Source organism: Tenacibaculum mesophilum (genome assembly GCF_003867075.1).
GTDB lineage: Bacteria > Bacteroidota > Bacteroidia > Flavobacteriales > Flavobacteriaceae > Polaribacter > Polaribacter mesophilus.
Window position 1 is genome coordinate 332,415 of record NZ_CP032544.1, and the last position, 18,538, is coordinate 350,952.

The window sequence follows — 18,538 nt, forward strand, 5'->3', positions numbered from 1 at the left end:
TAATAAAAAAATACTATTTAATTCTTTTTGTGCAACCAAATAAACGTTTTTCTTTGATGGTTTCAGAAACTCCTTTAGGAAGCATTTCTTCCCATCCATCTTCTCCGTTTTTAATCATTTTTAAAACTTTTCTAGAGAAAATATGTAAAATATCGGGATTAAAGTCTTTAATATCAATTAATCTACCGTTATTTTTGAAGAACTTATAAAGTTCTTTCATTCTAGGGTGCACTTTAAGGTTTTCACTAGTAATATATTCACCAGTTTCTTCATTTTTATAAGGATACATATAAACTTTTAAATCTCTGTAAAAAAGTTTTCCAAATGCTTCTAAAATACCTCCACTTAAATCACGGTAATATTTCTCGTTAAAAATTTGAATAAGATTATAAACCCCCATTGCAAGCCCCATACGTTCCTTAGTATATTCACTAAAATACTCTACAAGCTTAAAGTACTCTTGGTAGTTGGTGATCATAACATTCAAACCAAGAGAGCATAATAGTTCTGCTCTGTCTAAAAAGTCACGTTCATTAATTTCTCCTTCAGCACGAAGATTACTTAACGTAATTTCAAAAATAATTTTAGTTTTTTTAGGGTCTACCTTATTCTCGTCAAAAAACAATTGCTTAGCACTTTCAAACATGTCCATATTAACCTTTGTTACAGGTCTATAACTTCCTCTAAGGGCTAATATATTTTTTTTATAAAGTACTTGTGCAGGCAATAAGTTGTTTCCATCAGGACCAAACATTACAGCATTTGTCATTCCGTTTTTAACAAGTTGTAAGCTCATTAAACGGTTGTCAACATACATAAAACGAGGTCCAGAGAAATTAATCATATCAATTTCTAAACGATCTTTGTCAATATTATCGTAAAAAGATTTTAATAAATCTTTCGGATTATCATTTAAATAATAAGCACCATAAATTAAGTTTACACCTAAAACGCCTAATGTTTCTTGTTGTTGACGTGCATCTGTTTCTTTAAAACGTAGGTGTAAAACAATTTCGTTATAATCTTCTAGTGGATCTAATTGAAAACGAATACCAACCCATCCATGACCTTTAAACTTTTTAGTAAAGTTAATAGTTGCCACTGTATTAGCATAGCTAAAGAACAATTTATCAGGATGCTTTTGACGATCAAGTCGCTCTTCAATTAAATCCATTTCGTGCTTTAGCATCTTTTTTAATCGAGGCTCTGTAACATAACGATTGTCTTTTTCAATTCCATAAATGGCATCAGAGAAGTCTTTATCATAAGCACTCATAGCTTTCGCTATTGTACCAGAGGCTCCACCAGCCCTAAAAAAATTACGAACAGTTTCTTGACCAGCTCCAATCTCTGCAAAAGTTCCATATATGTGTGCGTTTAAGTTAATCTTTAACGCTTTCATTTTGGTAGTTGGTACAGTGTTTATTTTTTGATCTCCTTTTAACGTAATTGCCATTTTGTTATTTTTTGTTACGTAGTACAAATGTACTGAAATTACAAACGAACAGACAATTTTTGTTGTATTTTTGTGATGAAAATGAAGAAAAAAAATCAAGTAAAAATAACTTTTTTAGGAACGGGAACTTCTACTGGAGTTCCAATGATTACCAGTAAACATCCTGTGGCATTATCTAAAAATCCGAAAGACAAAAGATTACGATCTTCGGTGTTAGTTTCATGGGGTGATATTAACTATGTGATTGATTGTGGTCCAGATTTTCGTCAGCAAATGATGCGTGAAGAGGTGGCTTCGATTAAAGGGATTTTATTTACCCATGAACATGCAGATCATATAGCTGGTTTAGATGAAATTCGTCCGTACTGCTTTCAAATAGGACCAGTACCTATATATTTAACAAAAAGAGTGCTAGGAGTTTTACAAAAGCGATATGATTATATATTTGCAACAGAAAATCGATACCCAAGTGCACCAAGTGTAGCTCCAACGATTATTTCACATAAAGAAAGTTTTGAGTTAGAGGGAGTAGAGGTTACTCCAATTGAAGTAATGCACGGTAATTTACCGATTCTCGGATATCGTTTTAATAACGTAGCATATATAACCGATATTAAAACTATTTCAGAAGGAGAGAAAGAAAAACTAAAAAACCTTGATGTTTTGATTGTGACAGGTTTACGAAGAGAACCTCATAAAACACATTTTAACTTAGAAGAATCGTTAAGTTTTATAGAGGAAATTAAACCTAAAAAAGCATATTTAACACATATTAGTGAGCTTTTAGGATTACATGATGAGGTTGAAAAAGAATTACCAGAGAATGTGTTTTTAGCTTATGACGGATTACAAGTTTAGTATTAAAAAAATTAATACTACAATCAATTTAAATTACCTGAAGTAATTGATGATTTTAAAATAGCTTCTTATTTTTACTTTAAATTTTATAGCATGAAAATTATAATATCACCAGCAAAATCGTTAGACTTTGAAAGCAAAGCTACTACTGATGTATATACGCAACCTAGGTTTTTAGAGCAATCTGAAAAACTGAATAAGAAGTTAAGAACATTGTCAAGAAAAAAATTAAGCGAGTTAATGAAGATTTCTGATGATTTAGCAAGTTTAAATTATGATAGAAATCAAGATTGGCAACCTCCTTTTTCTTTAGATAATGCAAAACAAGCAGTATTTGCATTTACAGGTGAAGTGTATAGAGGTATTGATGCCAGTTCTATATCAGAAGATAAGATTCCTATTTTACAAGAGAAATTAAGAATTTTATCAGGGTTATACGGTTTGTTAAAACCGTTGGATTTAATTCAACCTTATCGTTTAGAAATGGGAACTAAGTTAAAAGTAGGTAGAAGAGAAAACTTATATAAGTTTTGGGATACTACATTGGCTGAGTCGCTAAATGAAGAATTAGGAGATGGAGAGTTGTTAATTAATTTAGCAAGTACAGAATATTTTAAGGCGCTTCCTAAAAAAGCATTAAAAGTACCTATGATAACTCCTGTTTTTAAAGATTTTAAAAATGGACAGTATAAAACTATTATGACGTTTGCTAAAAAAGCACGTGGATTAATGGTACGTTATATTATAGATAATAATGTGGAAACTTTAGAAGATTTAAAAGGTTTTGATGTTGAGGGATATGGTTTTTCTGAAGAAATGTCTACCGAAACTGAATTAGTATTTACAAGATAGATGAAACGAAAAAAAGTTGCTATTATTTTTCTTTTAGGTTGTTTACTAGTTGTTACTTCTATTTATGTTTCAAACAAAGTAATAGTTAATAATGCAGAAGGAAAATTATTTAACTCTACAGAAAACATATCTAAAAATAAAGTAGGGCTTTTATTAGGTACGGTAAAGTATTTGTCTGATGGGAGAATAAATCTGTATTATCAATTTCGTTTGAATGCTGCTGTGGAGTTATACAAAGCTGAAAAAATTGATTTTATTTTAGTAAGTGGCGATAATGGCTCCGAAGGATATGATGAACCAACCGATTTTAAAAATGATTTGATTGAATCAGGAATTCCTGAGAGTAAAATTTATTTAGATTATGCTGGTTTTAGAACCTTAGATTCGATGGTAAGGGTTAAAGAGATTTTTGGTCAAACCTCAGTAACAATAATATCTCAACAATTTCATAATGAAAGAGCATTGTATTTGGCAAACCATTTTGATATTGAAGCAATAGGGTATAACGCCAGAGGAGTTTCAGGAAAAAAAGCTATGAAAGTTCAATTAAGAGAATATTTAGCAAGGGTAAAAGTATTTGTAGATATTCTCTTAAATGTTAATCCCAAGTTTTTAGGAGAACCTGTTGAGATAAAATAACTCTTAACAATCAGCTAAACGAACAGTAACAGCTAAACCACCTTCTGAAGTCTCTTTGTAGTTTCTATTCATGTCTTTAGCCGTTTCCCACATAGTATCTACTACTTTGTCTAAAGGAACTTTAGATTCTTTTGGATTGGTTTCTAAGGCTAATTCAGCAGCATTAATAGCTTTAATTGCCCCCATAGCGTTACGTTCAATACAAGGTACTTGTACCAATCCGCCAATAGGATCACAAGTAAGCCCTAAATGATGTTCCATGGCAATTTCAGCAGCAACTAAGCATTGTGACGGAGTTCCGCCTAACAATTCTGTTAATGCAGCAGCGGCCATGGCAGAGGATACACCAATTTCAGCTTGACAACCACCCATAGCAGCAGAAATTGTTGCATTTTTCTTAAAAATACTTCCTATTTCTCCAGCAACTAGCAAGAATTTTTTAACATGTTCAAAAGTAGCATCGTGGTTTTCTATTACTAAATAATACATTATTACAGCAGGAATAACTCCAGCACTTCCGTTGGTTGGAGCAGTAACAACTCTACCCAAAGAAGCATTCACTTCGTTAACAGATAAAGCTAAGCAGCTTACCCATTTTAAAATTTCACGGAATTTTACTTCTGTACTTCTAATAGCAGTAATCCATTCTTGTTGGTTCGTATATTCAGCTTCTTTAATAAGTCTTTGGTGTGTTTCAAATGCACGTCGTTTTACATTTAATCCGCCAGGTAAAATTCCTTGAGTGTGACAACCTATGTACATACATTCTAACATAGTGTTCCATATGCGATGCAATTCTTTGTCGATGTCTTCAGCAGAATTAATTACAAGTTCATTTTGGTAAACAATGTCAGAAATATTTAACTCTTCCTTTTCGCAATAGGCTTCAAGCTCAGTAGCTCTGTTGATAGGGAACGGAAAGTTTTGCTTATTTATCTCAATATCTTCAGCAAGATTATCGTCTTCTTGCACAATGAACCCTCCACCAATAGAATAGTATGTTTCTGTAGAAATTTCTACACCGTTAGCATATCCTCTAAAAGTCATTCCATTAGCATGAAAAGGTAAAAACTCTTTATTGAATGTTACTGAGCCGTTGGCAAAAGCAATATTTCTTTCATTATTAAAAAATAAAAGTTCTTTAGTTTTAATATCATTGATAATAACATCAATTGTTTCAATTGGAATATATTCAGGATCAGCTCCACTTAAACCTAATAAAACAGCTAAATCTGTTGCGTGCCCTTTGCCTGTTAATGAAAGAGAACCATATAAGTCCACTTTTATTTCTTCAATTAAAAGAAATTCATTTGTATCTTTTAATTTTTGAATCCATTGTTGAGCCGCTCTCCAAGGGCCTAGGGTATGAGAACTAGAAGGTCCCACCCCAATTTTAAGCATGTCAAAAACACTAATAAATTGCGACATAAATATAAGTTGTTTGTTGGCGGCTAAAATAAAAAAATCCTGTATTTAAAACTTAAATACAGGATTTATATTTTTTAGAAAGAGAGGTTATTACATTCCGTAAACAGACTCTTTATCAAATTTCTTAACCAACATGTAGTATACAACCGCACGATACTTATTTCTTTCCGACTTTCCAATTCTTTCCATTACTTCTCCAATAGCTTTATCTAATTCAGGTCCATCAGCTAAACCTAATTTTTTCATTAAGAAGTTTTTCTTAACAGTTTCTAGTTCTTTAGGGTCACTTCCAGATACGGTTTCAGCATCTTTTTTATAAATAGAAGGGCCTAGTCCTTTTGTTACAGCAGTTAATAAATCAGTGTTAGAACGAATATCTCTATCGTCCATAAACTTTTTATAAAGCGCCACTTTTTCGTCAAATTTACTCATGATTTTTTGTTTAAAATTAGATATTAATTTTTATGTTCTTTCAAAGATAGAAAAATAATTAACTCTTTCAAATAACTTATTTTTAATAAAAACGAATGTTTTATATTGTTAATTAAATTGTTGAAAAGAAATAAACATACCAGTAAATAGGTATTATTCTTGCAGTAACTTTATATAAATTCAAATCTGTAGCCCATGTCAATATCAAAATTTGAATCTATGTTGAAAACCAACGAGGTATATTTTTTCGATGCTGTAGAGTTTGAGACAATTATAGAGCATTATTTAAATATAGGTAAGCAGTCGTTGGCAAAAAAAGCTGTACAGTTAGGTTTAGAGCAGCATCCGTCTTCAATTCAATTAAAATTAATGAAAGTAGAAATTTTAATTTTTGAAGATGAATTGCATGAAGCAATTAAGATGTTATCTAATATCGAAGCTGTAGAACCTCATAATGATGAAGTATTTATCCAAAAAGCAATTATCTTATCTAAAAAGAAACAGCACACAGAAGCAATTGCTATTTTAAAAGAATCTTTACAGTATATAGAAGATCCATCTGATGTTTGGTCTATGATAGGTATGGAGTACTTGTATCTTGATGATTTTGAAAATGCACGTTTGAATTTTGCAAAGTGTATTGAGGTAGATTATGAAGATTATTCATCGTTGTACAATATAGTTTATTGTTTTGATATGGAGGGTAGTCATGAAGACGCAATAAAATTTTTAAATTCGTATTTAGATAAAAATCCATATTGTGAAGTCGCATGGCATCAATTAGGAAGACAATATTTTGAACTAGGAATGTTTAAAGAAGCATTAACAGCTTTTGATTATGCAGTATTGATTGATGATAGTTTTATAGGGGGGTATTTAGAAAAGGCAAAATCCTTAGAAGAATTAAAGCGCTATGAAGAAGCAATAGATAATTATTTGGTTACACTAGAATTAGATGACCCAACGGCTTATGCTTATATAAGGATTGGGGAGTGTTATGATAAACTTGAAAACACACAAACAGCAATACACTTTTATAAAAAGGCAGTACATGAAGACCCTCTTTTAGATAGAGGCTGGGTTTTATTAACAAATGCTTGTTATAATCAAGGAAATTATGAAAAAGCATTGTACTATATAAATAAAGCAATTCATATAGATGAATCAAATGTTTTATATTGGAGGCGTTATGGAGATATTAATTTAAAACTTAATTTTTACGAAGAATCAGTTAAAGCTTTTAAAACCTGCTTATCTTTAGGAGATAAAGAGATTGAAATTTACATTGCTTTAGTAGATATTTTATTGTTTTTAGGAGAATTTAATCAATCACTTAAGATATTAATTCAAGCAAAAAAAACGTATAAAGAATTTGCAGAAATTGAGTATAGACTTTGCGGATTGTTTATGATTCTAGGAAAAGAAGAGTATGGAGTGGCTCATTTGAATAATGCTTTAGCCATCGATTTTGAATATCATACAATTGTTAAGGACTTATTTCCTTTTGTTTTTGAAAATAAAAGAATAAAAAAAATTATATCTAATTACGATAAAGCTGTTCAATAAAGGTTTTCATGTTTAACACTAGTAAGTACTAATTGTGTTAAGAAACAAACTTCCATATTTTTCTTAAAATTAAAATACAAATTAAGGAGATTGTTGAAAGTGTTGCAGCTAGAGTTGTTTCACCATAAATCCAATTTCCAGAGGCGAATAAGAAGCTGTAAATACCTATAGTTCCAGTTATAAACCCTAAAATTTTATATCCAACATTTTTAAATTTATTTTCGTTCTCAAAAATAAGACTATCAAATTTTTCTAAGGTTTTAGTATTGGTGGGGTTTGTTAAAAGAGTTACAATAACCCAACCTACAGTAGTAACCAAAACGCCAATGATTAATTGCCAATATCCCGCAATTTGAGTAAATGGAATCTCCATTTTTCCATTGATAAAAAAGAAAACAGCAATTATAAAAGATATGGCCATTGCAGCAATTTCACTATATGGGTTAATTCTACTCCAAAACCAACGTAAAATAAATAACAGTCCAGTTCCTGCACCAATTTGTAGCAGCAAATCGAAAACTCCTTTAGCTGATTGTAAATAGAAAGAAAAAAGAGCAGCACACAACATTAAAACTATAGTTGATATTCTTCCAACTACTACCTTTTGCTTTTCAGAAGCATTTTTATTGATAAACCTACTGTAAAAATCATTTACGATGTATGAACTTCCCCAATTTAATTGAGTAGAAATTGTACTCATAAAAGCAGCTATTAAAGAGGTTAATACAATTCCTAATAATCCAGCAGGTAAGTAGGTCATCATTGCAGCATAAGCCACATCGTGTCCTTGCATTTCAGTTGTTAAACTAGGAAATGCTTGATTCATACTATCCAAACTTGGAAAAATAATTAATGAAGCAAGTCCAACAATAATCCATGGCCAAGGTCGTAATGCATAATGGGCAAAATTGAAAAATAAAGTAGCCCAAGTAGCATTTTTTTCATCTTTAGCAGCTAACATACGTTGCGCAATATAACCACCACCACCAGGTTCAGCTCCAGGATACCAAGTACTCCACCATTGTACAGCAAAAGGAATTATAAATAAAGTAATTAATGCTTCTTTATCTGAGAAATCAGGAAACATTGCTAGTTTGTCACTTACGTTAGGATGTGTCAATAAATTTGAAAGTCCGTCAATTTCTGGTAAACCAACAATATATATAGTAGCCCAAATAGAACCAACCATAGCAATTAAAAACTGGACAAAATCAGTAAGTAAAACACCTTTTAATCCACCTAAAGAAGAGTAAATAACAATAACTATTGAAGAATAAAAAAGTGTTTCTTCTTGTGATATGCCTAATAAAATATTAGCAATTTTAGCTCCGGCTAAACAAACCCCTGCCATTGTAATTACGTTAAAAATTACACCTAAATAAATAGCTCTAAAGCCTCTTAAAAAGCTAGCCATCTTACCAGAGTAACGTAGCTCATAGAACTCTAAATCGGTAGTTATTCCTGATTTTCTCCATAGTTTAGCATAAAAAAATACGGTAAGCATTCCTGTAAGAAGCATTGCCCACCAAACCCAGTTACCAGAAACACCGTTTTCTCTAACTAATTCAGTAACCAATCCAGGAGTATCAGCAGCAAATGTAGTTGCAACCATAGAAACCCCTAACAACCACCATGGCATATTTCTTCCTGATAAAAAGAATTCGGAACTGTTCTTTCCTGCTGATTTTGAACTCCAAAGACCAATAAGCAATGAAAGAATAAAAAAACCGAAAATAATAATATAATCAAGAGAGGTTAATAACATAGTTTGTTTTATTTGTTGGCTAAAAGTAACCAAATAATATTAAACGTTAAACTTCAATTAAAAAGCAAAATGAATTTATTGTTTTTTATTAAAAAATGACTAAAATTGAGTAAATTTGATATTCGTTTTATGAGAAAAATTAAAAAAATAGCAGTGATGACTTCTGGAGGGGATGCTCCAGGAATGAATGCCGCGATACGATCTGTTGTAAGGACTTGTGCTTATTACAGAACGGATTGTATGGGAATTTACAGAGGATATCAAGGGTTGATTGAAGGAGATTTAATTCCGTTGACCGCTAGAAGTGTTAATAATATTATTCACAAGGGAGGTACCATTTTAAAATCGGCTCGTTCAAAAGATTTTAGAACTAAAGAAGGACGTCAAAAAGCCTATGAAAGTCTAAAAAAGAACAATGTAGATGCCTTAGTGGTGATTGGTGGAGATGGTTCTTTCACAGGAGGAGTGATTTTTAATCAAGAGTTCAATTTTCCTATAATAGGAATTCCTGGAACCATAGATAATGATATTTCAGGAACAAGTCATACACTTGGTTACGATACAGCTTTGAATACAGCTGTAGAAGCAATTGATAAAATTAGAGATACTGCATCTTCTCATAATCGACTTTTCTTTGTTGAGGTTATGGGGCGTGATGCAGGATTTATAGCATTAAACGCTGGTGTTGGAGCAGGAGCAGAAGAGATTTTAATTCCTGAAGAAGACTTAGGGTTAGAAAGAATGTTGGAATCTTTGAAGAAGAGTAGAAGGTCAGGGAAATCGTCAAGTATCGTAGTAGTTTCGGAAGGAGATAAAACTGGTAAAAATGTATTTGAATTAGCTGATTATGTGGAAGAAAACTTACCTGAATATGAAGTAAGGGTTTCTGTGTTAGGACATATGCAGCGAGGAGGTTCTCCATCATGTTTTGATAGAGTTTTAGCAAGTAGATTAGGAGTAAGTGCTGTAGAACTTTTACTTGATGGAAAGACAAACTTGATGGTAGGGTTAAAAGATAATAAAGTAATTTCTACCGATTTAGAAAAAGCAATCAAAGGTCAACATAATATTGATACCGAATTATTACGCGTATCAGATATTATGACCACTTAAACAAGAATATAAAATTTTAAATAATGATAAAAATAGGAATTAACGGATTTGGAAGAATTGGTCGATTAGCATTCCGTTCTGCAATAAAAAGAGACAACATTCAAGTTGTGGCTATTAACGATTTGTTAGATGTAGATTATTTAGCCTATTTGTTGAAGTATGATTCTGTTCATGGACGATTTGAAGGAGATGTTGAAGTGAAAGATGGAAATTTAGTTGTAAATGGACAAACAATAAGAATCACTGCTGAAAGAAACCCTGAGAACCTTAAATGGAATGAAGTAGGAGCAGAATATGTAATCGAATCTACAGGTTTTTTTACTGATAAAGATAAAGCAGCAATGCATATTACAGGTGGAGCGAAGAAAGTAATTATTTCAGCACCTTCAAAAGATGCTAATATGTATGTGATGGGAGTAAATCATAAAGAGTTAACAGCTGATGAAACTATTTTTTCAAATGCTTCATGTACTACAAACTGTTTAGGACCATTAACAAAAGTTATCCACGATAATTTTGGATTGAAAGAGGGATTAATGACTACAGTTCATGCTGCGACATCAACACAAAATACCGTTGACGGACCTAATAAGAAATGGAGAAGAGGACGTTCGGTAGTAAATAATATTATTCCTACGTCAACAGGGGCGGCAAAAGCAGTAACGAAAGTTATTCCAGAGTTAGAAGGTAAATTAACGGGTATGGCAGTTAGAGTTCCTGTGGCAGATGTTTCTTTAGTAGATTTAACGTTTAGAACAGATAAAGCGACTTCGTTAAAAGAAATTTTAGCAACATTAAAAGAGGCTTCAGAAGGAGAGTTTAAAGGGATTATTGGATATACTGAAGATGAGGTGGTGTCACAAGACTTTGTTTCAGAAACAAGAACATCTGTAATTGATGCTGATGCTTGTTTAGAGTTAAACGAGAACTTTTTCAAGGTAATTTCTTGGTATGATAATGAGTATGGATATGCTACTAAAATTGTAGATTTATTAGAGTATTCGGCTTCTTTATAAAAGCATAAAATATTTTGTAATATTGTATTCCCGCTTTTGGCGGGAATACTTTTTTAAACACTATTTATGGAAATAGCAATTATAGCACATGATGGAATGAAAGCTGAAATGGTTCAGTTTTTAAATGAACACAAAGAAGTTTTACGTCAAAAAAGTGTTCAGTTAATTTCAACGGGAACAACAGGGGAGAAAGCAGAAAAAGCAGGTTTTGAAGTAACAAAATTTTTATCAGGGCCTATTGGAGGTGATGCGCAAATTGCTGGTAGAGTAGCAGAAGGGAAGTGTCAAATGGTATTATTTTTTAGAGATCCTTTAGCAAAGCATCCTCATGAGCCAGATATTTCTATGCTAATGCGTTTGTGTGATGTACATGATGTGCCGTTAGCGACAAATCCATCAACGGCAGAATTATTAATAAAAGCGATATAATAAAAAATCCACTTTCAAAAGTGGATTTTTTATTTATTCATGTTTTGAGATTGTCTTACTTAACAGCAATCATACTAATTTCTACATTTACAAACTTAGGGAGGTTAGCAACTTCTACTGTTTCACGAGCAGGAGCTGTAGCGTCATTAAAATACTCACCGTAAACAGCATTAATTTTTGAAAAGTTATGCATGTCTGAAATAAAAATAGAAGTTTTAATAACGTTTTCAAAAGTCATACCAGCAGCAGCTAATACTTCTTTCATGTTTTGCATTACTTGTTTGGTTTCTGCTTCAATAGAATCTAAAACTAATTCACCAGTTTCAGGGTTAATAGCTATTTGTCCAGAAGTGTATAAAGTATCTCCACTAAGTACAGCTTGGTTATATGGACCAATTGGAGCTGGAGCTTTGTCTGTTGTGATTATTTTTTTCATTTTAGTTTGAGTTTATAAAGTTGTTTGCTTTGTTAAAAGGGAAAAGTTAGATTTTTCTAACTTCTAAAATAAAACTCTATCTGGTGGTTTATTTTTATCCCACTTTAAATCGCTCAATACTGAAGATTTCACTCCAATAAAGAAATTGTATGAAGAATTAACACCAAAAGGAGTCCAATTAAAATTAAATCGCCAACTATCTAAATCTCTAGAAAAGTTTAATCTAGTGTAGGTGAAAGCGTTGTCTTTAATATCGTAACCAGAAGAAAAACCAACTTTCCATTTAGGCGAAAGTTCAACATCGCCGCTAAACATTAATGTATTATTACCTATTTGACTTGTTAACCCGTTATTTGTATAACTCATACTGTAAGCTAAATTAAGAGTCCAAGGTATTTTGGCTTTGTATAGTTCTGTTTCTTTTGTTTCGCTTTCTTCATTTTTGTTATTAGTGTTGTTAGGAAATCCATTAGTAGGTCCTATACCTTCCCCAAAAACATCAGGAGTGTCTTGTGCTCCATTACCGTTTTTATCATCATCATTATCTCCATCATCTTTGTTTTTTTCAAAATCTTTACTAGAAATAGAGTAATTAGCTGTTACTCCCAAGTTAGTCATTCTAAAGATATTGCCATTAATTTTATTTATTCTTTGGCCTTTACTGTTTACTTGATACGGGTCGAAGGTAGCATTCATATTTAAAGCTAGTTTATCTTTAAAAAGACGTGTACCAGCATTGGCTCTTACAGGAGACCAACGTACACTGTCTAAGGCTAAATTATAGCTTGTGCTAAAATTTAAGTTGTTAAGAATGGTGATTTTTTTATCTTCTTCATCACTATCGGGGTCTTTTGGGGCTACTTTAGCTTCTAAAACATTGTTTACAGAAATACCAATAGAGTTTGAAACTCCACTTCCAGGTGTTCCATAAATACCGCCTTCAAAGGGAGAGTAGGTTAGTAAGTCACTTGGATCAGAACTTTGGCGTACTGTTAAATCGTAATCATCAGCAAAATTTGGACGATAACCGTATGAAATAGAGGGTCTAATTGTATGTCGAATAGCCTTTAAACGTCCTTTTTTAAAGTTAAATGTACCATAAATATTGGTAGATAAAGAAACACCAAAATTATATTCATTATAACGTGTAAAACCACTAATAGTGTCGTTAACTGCCGCTCCTAAATTACCGTCTTTGTTTACTGCGGTAGGATCATATCTCTTTTTAATTTGGTCAAAATACCAAACATCTTTATAATTTACACTAGGTGATAATGTAAAATATTTAAAAGCTTTTAAACTGGTATTGGTGCTTAAATTATGTTGAATCCCTTTTTTTGCCGTTTGAAACATTTTAGAAGTGAAAAACTCGTCATCTGTGGTGTTAATTTGATATTGCCCCTGCATACTATAATTCAATCCCATTTTTTGAATAGGATTCTTTTTAATTCCTCCTTTACCTGCAAATGGATAAATACGATCCATATTAAGTTGTAAAGAAGGAAGCGTCATAGTAATTGATTCTGTATTGGTGTTTTGTGAATGAGTAGCAGTTACGCTAAGGTTAAAAGGAGTGCCTACAAAATTTTTATAATAAGAAATAGACGAATTTAATGTGTTGTTTAAGAACTGAGAACTATTAAATTCATTTAAAGATTGACGGTAGTACTTACTGCTACCTAAGTTAACAGAGGCAGAAAAACGAGAGTTTGGACTCGCCTTAGAATCTTGACTATGACTCCATCTAAGGTTAAAATTGGTGGATTTTTGATAATCGCTGAGACCACGTATTCCTTGAATAATGTTTTCAAAACGAGCACTAAAACTTCCACTAAATTTATAGCGCACATAATAGTTAGAGGAAGCATTTAACCCCCAACTGCCATTGGTGTATAAATCTCCTAATACAGTTAAATCAAAGTAATCACTCAGTGCAAAGTAATAACCTCCATTTTGCATAAAAAAACCTTGGTTATTACTTTCCCCCCAAGAAGGAATAATAAAACCAGAAGTTCTTTTGTCTGTTAAAGGAAAATAAGCAAAGGGTAAATATACAGGAGTAGGAACATCTGCTAATACTAAATTACTACCACCAACTATAATTTTCTTACCAGGTACTAGTTTTGCTTTATTTGTTTGAATATAATAATCTGGTATTTTCTTTTTTGAAGTGGTAAATCGTAACCTTCTCATGTATATAGTGGAGTCATTTACTCGTTTTGTTTTTTCACCATAAGTAATAATTCCACCTTGATTTGTTTTAACACCGTAAACTAAAGCTTTTTTAGTTTTAAAGTTAAATAAAATAGAATCTTGTTCCGATTCTTGTCCACCTTGTTTAAACTGAGGTCTTTGATGGTATCCTGTACTATCTTTTATACCTTTAGCATATACCATATTATTCTTATAGTCTAAAATAATAATTCCAGCTTTTAAATCAATATCGGTGTATGTTACATGAGCTTTGTTGTATAAAGTAATTGTTTTATTTTTAGTACTTTGTATGGTGTAATCTTCAGCATCGTGGGTAATAATACCATCAATAACTTCTTTAGGCTTAATAGAGTCATTAACAATTGTGTCTCTTTTCTTATAAACAAGGTCGTTATTTTTTAACCCTATTAAAGTATCTTTAGCAGTATTATATGTAGAATCTTTATTAGTTTTTTGAATATTTATAGCCTCCTTAATAGGTTCTTGGGCAATACTTAATTGAAAACAAAAAAGAGATAGGGCTAAAAGTATGTAAGTTGGATTTGCTCGCAATATTATTAATACTATTTTTGTGTTATATTTAAAAACTTTGGCGTGTTATTTGAATGCCTATATTTTAAAAACCAAAAATAGTTAAATTTTATTGATGCAATTCTTAAATTTCCGTAAATATAATATATCAAAATCATGCTTAATTATTCTTACTTCTTTAACAGTTTTGTTAGGGAGTATAGCGTCGGTTTCAGCTCAAAAAAAGTATACTGTTGTTTTAGATGCTGGTCATGGAGGTAAAGATCCTGGAAACTTAGGGAATGGTTACAGAGAAAAAAACATAGCTTTAAGAGTAGCATTAGATGTAGGAAAAGAGCTATCAACATCAAAAGATATACAAGTAGTTTATACTCGAAAAAAAGATGTTTTTGTAGAATTACATAATCGAGCTAAAATTGCAAATGATAAAAAAGCAGATTTATTTGTATCTATACATTGTGATGCTTTTAGAAGATCTGATCCGCATGGAGCAAGTACGTTTGTTTTAGGATTGAGTGGAAACAAAGAAAACTTAGAGATTGCTAAAAAAGAGAACTCGGTAATATTATTAGAAGACAATTATAAACAAAATTACGATTATGATCCGAATTCACCAGAATCAGTTATTGGATTATCTGTACTTCAAGAAGAAAATTTAGAAAATAGTTTAGGTATTGCAGGTTTGGTACAAAATAACTTTGTAGCAATAAAAAGAAATAATCGAAAAGTAAAGCAAGCAAATTTTTTAGTTTTAAGAGAAACAGTAATGCCCAGTGTTTTAATAGAACTAGGGTTTTTAACAAATAAAAATGAAGGAAAGTTTTTAAACTCTAGAAAAGGGCAGCTAAAGATGGCAAAATCAATAGCGCAGGCAATTAGAAAATACTTTGAACGGTTAAAATTAAATACAATTAGTGAAACTATAACGGTAAACGCACCGCTAGTTGAAAATGAAGTAGTAAATAAGGTTGCAGAAAAAGATATACAAGTTGTAAAAAAAGATAACATTTTAGAAAAAAAAGCATCTCTATCAAAACCTGTATCTGCTAAAGTGATGTTTAGAATACAAGTAGCAGCATCAAGAAAAAAACTTTCAACAAGTAGTTTTAAAGGATTAGAAAATGTAGAGTATTTATTTATAGATAATTATTATAAATATTATTATGGAAACTTACCAAGTTTGTCTGAAATAAAAAAAGTTTTACCCAAAGTAAGAAGTAAAGGTTATAAAGATGCTTGGATTGTAGCTTTTAAAAACGGAAAACGAATTTCAATAAAAGAAGCATTGAAAAACCGTTAATTTAGAGGTATTCTATATATATACTCGCAAAATTATTATTATTTTCGCTCGTATAAATATATTCTATGTCTAAAGAACTAAAAACAGGAATTGTTGCTGTCGTTGTTATTGCACTATTTATTTGGGGTTATAATTTCTTAAAAGGACAAGATTTGTTCAGTGCAAACACAAGGCACTTTTTTGTAGAGTACAATAATATCAATGGTCTAAATGAAGCAAGTTCAGTTACTATTAATGGATTGAAAGTTGGAAAAGTTGATGAAATTCGTTTCAATCAAAACCCAGATAAAAAAGGAAATTTAATAGTGAAAATTTCATTAGACACTGACTTTAATTTTTCTAAAAACAGTATCGCTAAAATATATTCGGCAAGCTTAATGGGAGGGCAAAACTTAGCAATTGTGCCTAAGTATGACGGAGAAGTAGCAAAATCAGGAGATTACTTAAACGGAGAAGTTGAATCGGACATATTCTCATCTGTTGGAGAGAAATTAAACCCCATTCAAGCTAAATTAGAAAACGTATTAGTAGGAGCAGACTCCTTACTTATTGGGTTTAATCAAGTATTAGATGAAAAATCAAGAAAAAGCTTAAATAGAAGTATATTAGGCTTAGAAGGTACCATATATGATGTACGTAAAACTTTAGCTTCGGTTAATACATTATTGGCAAATAATAAAGAAAATTTAAATAAAACCTTTGAGAATACTAAAAAAATTACAGATAACTTTTCAAAAGTATCTGATGATTTGGCGAAAGCTAATTTAGGAGAATCGGTAAAAAAGCTTGAAGCAACTCTTGCAAATGTTAATGGCTTGTTAGCCAACATGAAATCAGGAAAAGGAACTTTAGGAAAGTTAATGACTGATGATAAAATGTATACTAATTTAACAAATGCCTCAAAAGAATTAGAAGAACTATTAAGAGAAATGAAATTAAACCCAAAACGTTTTGTACATTTCTCATTATTCGGAAAAAAACCAAAACCATATAACGAAGAAAACAATCAAAGCAATACAAGTAACAACTAAATAAAACAACAACTAAAAATATTCTATAACCTCTTAAAAACTGAAGAAGTAAATAGTTATAAATAGAGTAAAAAAATTAATTAAAGACAATGGAGAATTACTTGCCAAACCTCTTTTTTGCAATTATTTTAATTGCAGCTATAGGGTATTTTGTAATGAATGTTCGTAAGCTAATACGAAACATTAAATTAGGAAAAGATGTAGATAGAACTGATAGAAAGCCAGAACGATGGAAAAATATGGCTAAAATAGCTTTAGGACAATATAAAATGGTACGTCGTCCTGTTTCAGGTATTTTACATGTTGTTGTATATGTTGGGTTTATTCTGATTAATATCGAAATGTTAGAGATTGTTATTGATGGATTATTAGGAACACATCGTGTTTTTCAACCAATAATAGGTAATACATTATACGGTTTCTTAATAGGTAACTTTGAAGTATTGTCAGTACTTGTTTTAATATCTGTAACGATTTTTTGGTTCCGAAGAAATATAGAAAAAGTGAAACGTTTTTGGAATAAAGAAATGGAAGGTTGGCCTAAGAATGATGGAAATATTATTCTATATTTTGAAATGGTGTTAATGAGTTTATTCTTAGTAATGAATGCTACAGATGTTACTTTTCAAGAGGCTGGAGTAGGAAATGTAGTTTCTCAATTTATAGCTCCTTGGTTTGATGGTTTTTCTAATGAATCTTTACATACTATTGAGAAAACAGCTTGGTGGCTACACATTATAGGAATTTTAATATTCTTAAATTATTTATATTATTCTAAGCATTTACATATATTACTAGCTTTCCCAAATACATTCTATGCAAATTTAAAACCCAAAGGACAGTTTAATAATTTAGAAGCTGTAACAAAAGAGGTAAAGATGATGATGGATCCAGATGCTGATCCGTATGCTATGCCTGAAGATGGAGAAGAAGAAGGAGAACCTGAGAAATTTGGTGCTTCTGATGTGACTGATCTAAATTGGGTACAGTTAATGAATGCTTACACATGTACTGAATGTGGACGTTGTACTTCATCTTGTCCAGCAAACTTAACAGGAAAAGAGTTATCACCACGTGCAATTATGATGAAAACACGTGACCGTTTAGAAGAAGTAGGAAAAAATATTGATGCAAATGGAGGTACATTTAAAGATGATGGAAAACAATTATTAAATGATTATATAACACCAGAAGAATTATGGGCTTGTACAAGTTGTAATGCCTGTGTACAAGAGTGTCCTATTGGTATCGATCCATTATCTATTATTATGGATATGCGTCGTTATTTAGTAATGGAAGAATCTGCAGCTCCGCAAGAGTTAAATATGATGATGACCAATATTGAAAATAACGGAGCACCATGGCAGTATAGTCAAATGGATAGATTAAACTGGAAAGACGAAGAATAATTTTTTAATAATTAATTATGAATTACGAGTAAGATGTAAAGCGTAAGTCATAATTTAAAAACT

At 31.3% G+C, this 18,538-nt stretch carries 16 protein-coding genes; 10 read left to right on the plus strand and 6 right to left on the minus strand.

The features are described 5' to 3' along the window. Window positions 1–13: 13 nt before the first annotated feature. Complete coding sequence (locus tag D6200_RS01595) at window positions 14–1,456, minus strand: hypothetical protein (RefSeq protein ID WP_047789131.1); 1,443 nt, start codon at window positions 1,454–1,456, stop codon at window positions 14–16. Between the two features lie 75 nt (window positions 1,457–1,531). Here D6200_RS01595 and D6200_RS01600 point away from each other — a divergent pair, with 75 nt between their 5' ends. The 3 genes from D6200_RS01600 to D6200_RS01610 all read left to right on the plus strand — a co-directional run bounded on the left by D6200_RS01600 (window position 1,532) and on the right by D6200_RS01610 (window position 3,805). Continuing rightward, a complete protein-coding gene (locus D6200_RS01600) occupies window positions 1,532–2,314 on the plus strand; it encodes an MBL fold metallo-hydrolase (RefSeq protein WP_073183804.1) in 783 nt (260 codons plus the stop codon). A 93-nt stretch (window positions 2,315–2,407) separates the two neighbouring features. Then, complete coding sequence (gene yaaA / locus D6200_RS01605) at window positions 2,408–3,166, plus strand: peroxide stress protein YaaA (RefSeq protein WP_047789129.1); 759 nt, start codon at window positions 2,408–2,410, stop codon at window positions 3,164–3,166. Continuing rightward, window positions 3,167–3,805, plus strand: a complete 639-nt coding sequence (locus D6200_RS01610) for a SanA/YdcF family protein (protein ID WP_047789128.1) — start codon at window positions 3,167–3,169, stop codon at window positions 3,803–3,805. A 3-nt stretch (window positions 3,806–3,808) separates the two neighbouring features. On the opposite strand, the gene D6200_RS01615 is transcribed toward D6200_RS01610, so the two are convergent. Beyond that, complete coding sequence (locus D6200_RS01615) at window positions 3,809–5,233, minus strand: L-serine ammonia-lyase (RefSeq protein ID WP_047789127.1); 1,425 nt, start codon at window positions 5,231–5,233, stop codon at window positions 3,809–3,811. A gap of 90 nt (window positions 5,234–5,323) precedes the next feature. Further along, on the minus strand, window positions 5,324–5,665 hold the full coding sequence (locus D6200_RS01620; protein ID WP_047789126.1) for a DUF2853 family protein: 342 nt from the start codon (window positions 5,663–5,665) through the stop codon (window positions 5,324–5,326). Between the two features lie 195 nt (window positions 5,666–5,860). Here D6200_RS01620 and D6200_RS01625 point away from each other — a divergent pair, with 195 nt between their 5' ends. Continuing rightward, complete coding sequence (locus tag D6200_RS01625; protein ID WP_073183802.1) at window positions 5,861–7,231, plus strand: tetratricopeptide repeat protein; 1,371 nt, start codon at window positions 5,861–5,863, stop codon at window positions 7,229–7,231. A gap of 37 nt (window positions 7,232–7,268) precedes the next feature. Here D6200_RS01625 and D6200_RS01630 read toward each other — a convergent pair whose 3' ends face one another. Beyond that, complete coding sequence (locus D6200_RS01630) at window positions 7,269–8,996, minus strand: sodium:solute symporter family protein (protein WP_073183855.1); 1,728 nt, start codon at window positions 8,994–8,996, stop codon at window positions 7,269–7,271. 129 nt (window positions 8,997–9,125) lie between these two features. Between D6200_RS01630 and pfkA the strand changes: the two genes are divergently transcribed. The 3 genes from pfkA to D6200_RS01645 all read left to right on the plus strand — a co-directional run bounded on the left by pfkA (window position 9,126) and on the right by D6200_RS01645 (window position 11,554). Beyond that, entirely contained in the window at window positions 9,126–10,109 is a 984-nt protein-coding gene (gene pfkA / locus D6200_RS01635) for a 6-phosphofructokinase (protein WP_047789124.1), read from the plus strand. Window positions 10,110–10,132: 23 nt separating this feature from the next. Further along, window positions 10,133–11,125: a type I glyceraldehyde-3-phosphate dehydrogenase gene (gene gap, locus D6200_RS01640; RefSeq protein WP_073183800.1), complete on the plus strand. Its 993-nt coding sequence runs from the start codon at window positions 10,133–10,135 to the stop codon at window positions 11,123–11,125. Window positions 11,126–11,191: 66 nt separating this feature from the next. Next, complete coding sequence (locus D6200_RS01645; RefSeq protein ID WP_073183798.1) at window positions 11,192–11,554, plus strand: methylglyoxal synthase; 363 nt, start codon at window positions 11,192–11,194, stop codon at window positions 11,552–11,554. A gap of 55 nt (window positions 11,555–11,609) precedes the next feature. Here D6200_RS01645 and D6200_RS01650 read toward each other — a convergent pair whose 3' ends face one another. Then, window positions 11,610–11,990, minus strand: coding sequence for a RidA family protein (locus D6200_RS01650; RefSeq protein ID WP_047789121.1), 381 nt, complete (start codon window positions 11,988–11,990; stop codon window positions 11,610–11,612). A gap of 63 nt (window positions 11,991–12,053) precedes the next feature. Next, the gene (locus tag D6200_RS01655; protein WP_206337265.1) at window positions 12,054–14,756 is read right to left on the minus strand and encodes a putative LPS assembly protein LptD; all 2,703 of its coding nucleotides are present in this window, start codon (window positions 14,754–14,756) and stop codon (window positions 12,054–12,056) included. Between the two features lie 94 nt (window positions 14,757–14,850). Here D6200_RS01655 and D6200_RS01660 point away from each other — a divergent pair, with 94 nt between their 5' ends. The 3 genes from D6200_RS01660 (at window position 14,851) to D6200_RS01670 (ending at window position 18,475) form a co-directional block, all read left to right on the plus strand. Continuing rightward, complete coding sequence (locus tag D6200_RS01660; protein ID WP_073183796.1) at window positions 14,851–16,035, plus strand: N-acetylmuramoyl-L-alanine amidase family protein; 1,185 nt, start codon at window positions 14,851–14,853, stop codon at window positions 16,033–16,035. 65 nt (window positions 16,036–16,100) lie between these two features. Next, complete coding sequence (locus D6200_RS01665; protein WP_047789120.1) at window positions 16,101–17,066, plus strand: MlaD family protein; 966 nt, start codon at window positions 16,101–16,103, stop codon at window positions 17,064–17,066. Between the two features lie 89 nt (window positions 17,067–17,155). Further along, window positions 17,156–18,475, plus strand: coding sequence for a 4Fe-4S dicluster domain-containing protein (locus D6200_RS01670; protein WP_047789119.1), 1,320 nt, complete (start codon window positions 17,156–17,158; stop codon window positions 18,473–18,475). Window positions 18,476–18,538: the final 63 nt, after the last annotated feature.

What these genes read in the sequence shown, in the direction of transcription:
- yaaA (WP_047789129.1), top strand. Translation starts at nt 2,408, where the DNA reads ATGAAAATTATAATATCACCAGCAAAATCGTTAGACTTTGAAAGCAAA.
- D6200_RS01600 (WP_073183804.1), top strand. Translation starts at nt 1,532, where the DNA reads ATGAAAATGAAGAAAAAAAATCAAGTAAAAATAACTTTTTTAGGAACG.
- D6200_RS01630 (WP_073183855.1), bottom strand. Translation starts at nt 8,996, where the DNA reads ATGTTATTAACCTCTCTTGATTATATTATTATTTTCGGTTTTTTTATT.
- gap (WP_073183800.1), top strand. Translation starts at nt 10,133, where the DNA reads ATGATAAAAATAGGAATTAACGGATTTGGAAGAATTGGTCGATTAGCA.
- D6200_RS01595 (WP_047789131.1), bottom strand. Translation starts at nt 1,456, where the DNA reads ATGGCAATTACGTTAAAAGGAGATCAAAAAATAAACACTGTACCAACT.
- pfkA (WP_047789124.1), top strand. Translation starts at nt 9,126, where the DNA reads ATGAGAAAAATTAAAAAAATAGCAGTGATGACTTCTGGAGGGGATGCT.
- D6200_RS01660 (WP_073183796.1), top strand. Translation starts at nt 14,851, where the DNA reads ATGCAATTCTTAAATTTCCGTAAATATAATATATCAAAATCATGCTTA.
- D6200_RS01665 (WP_047789120.1), top strand. Translation starts at nt 16,101, where the DNA reads ATGTCTAAAGAACTAAAAACAGGAATTGTTGCTGTCGTTGTTATTGCA.
- D6200_RS01620 (WP_047789126.1), bottom strand. Translation starts at nt 5,665, where the DNA reads ATGAGTAAATTTGACGAAAAAGTGGCGCTTTATAAAAAGTTTATGGAC.
- D6200_RS01670 (WP_047789119.1), top strand. Translation starts at nt 17,156, where the DNA reads ATGGAGAATTACTTGCCAAACCTCTTTTTTGCAATTATTTTAATTGCA.
- D6200_RS01650 (WP_047789121.1), bottom strand. Translation starts at nt 11,990, where the DNA reads ATGAAAAAAATAATCACAACAGACAAAGCTCCAGCTCCAATTGGTCCA.
- D6200_RS01625 (WP_073183802.1), top strand. Translation starts at nt 5,861, where the DNA reads ATGTCAATATCAAAATTTGAATCTATGTTGAAAACCAACGAGGTATAT.
- D6200_RS01610 (WP_047789128.1), top strand. Translation starts at nt 3,167, where the DNA reads ATGAAACGAAAAAAAGTTGCTATTATTTTTCTTTTAGGTTGTTTACTA.
- D6200_RS01615 (WP_047789127.1), bottom strand. Translation starts at nt 5,233, where the DNA reads ATGTCGCAATTTATTAGTGTTTTTGACATGCTTAAAATTGGGGTGGGA.
- D6200_RS01645 (WP_073183798.1), top strand. Translation starts at nt 11,192, where the DNA reads ATGGAAATAGCAATTATAGCACATGATGGAATGAAAGCTGAAATGGTT.